Source organism: Sphingobacterium sp. SGL-16 (assembly GCF_011043515.1).
GTDB classification, from domain to species: Bacteria; Bacteroidota; Bacteroidia; order Sphingobacteriales; family Sphingobacteriaceae; genus Sphingobacterium; species Sphingobacterium litopenaei.
In genome coordinates, this window is the sequence record NZ_JAAKGQ010000117.1 from 1 (window position 1) to 990 (window position 990).

The 990-nt window shown below is 48.4% G+C and carries 1 protein-coding gene; it reads left to right on the top strand.

Features of this window, described 5'->3' with window-relative positions:
* Positions 1 to 14: 14 nt before the first annotated feature.
* Positions 15 to 990 (top strand): IS66 family transposase (gene tnpC / locus G5B32_RS16910; protein WP_165292666.1); only part of this gene is annotated, 976 nt, incomplete at its 3' end.

Consider the following 990-nt stretch of genomic DNA (forward strand, 5'->3'; position numbering starts at 1 on the left):
CGTATCTTTAAGGTATGGAAACAGCGCTAGAAAATCTATCAAAAGAGGAGCTTTTGGAGCTTGTTTCCGCACAGACCCTACAGATATCGTCGCTTTTCGAAGAACACCAATCCCTGTCCCGGGAATCATCTGTAAAAGACGAAAAGATCGAATATCTGCAATCCCAGCTTGCCATGTACAAGCGCATGCAGTTCGGGCAGAAGCGCGAACGCTTCGAAGGTGACCCCAACCAGACCGAACTTCCTTTTGAAGCTGAGCCCGCAGAAGCGCAGCAACAGCAGGAGGAAGTCAAGCAGAAGATCGAGTATATCCGTAAACGTCCAAACCACAAAGGGCGTGCGAAGCTTCCCGAACATTTGCCGGTAATAGAAAAGCATATCCACCCTGAGGGTGACCTGTCTGAAATGGTGTGCATCGGCAAAGAGATCACCGAGGAACTGGAATGTGAGCCTGCAAAGTTCTATATCAACCGCTATATCCGCTATAAGTATGCCGCTAAAAATGGAGATGGCGTTAAGATCGGCGAGCTCCCTGAGCGTGTCATTGATAAAGGCATTCCCGGAGCCGGTCTGCTAGCGATGATCTTAACAAATAAATATGTCGATCATCTCCCGCTATACCGCCAGAAGCAGATCTTCGCCCGGGAAAACATACAGATCGCTTCTTCAACGATAGAGGGATGGACAAAGGAAGCCCTGATCAAACTCCAGCCACTTTACGACCAACTGGTCTTCGACACAAAAGCAAAAGGATATCTACAGGTAGATGAAACGCCTATAAAAGTACTCGATAGCGATAAGAAAGGGGCTGCCCATCAAGGTTATTATTGGGTATACCACGCTCCACTGGATGGGACTGTGCTTTTTGATTATAGCCCTACCCGGGGCAGCAGTGCGCCTTTGGCCATACTGGGCACTTTCAAAGGTTATCTCCAGACGGACGGATATGCCGTGTATGAAAAGTATGGCAAGAAAAAAGAGATCACCCACC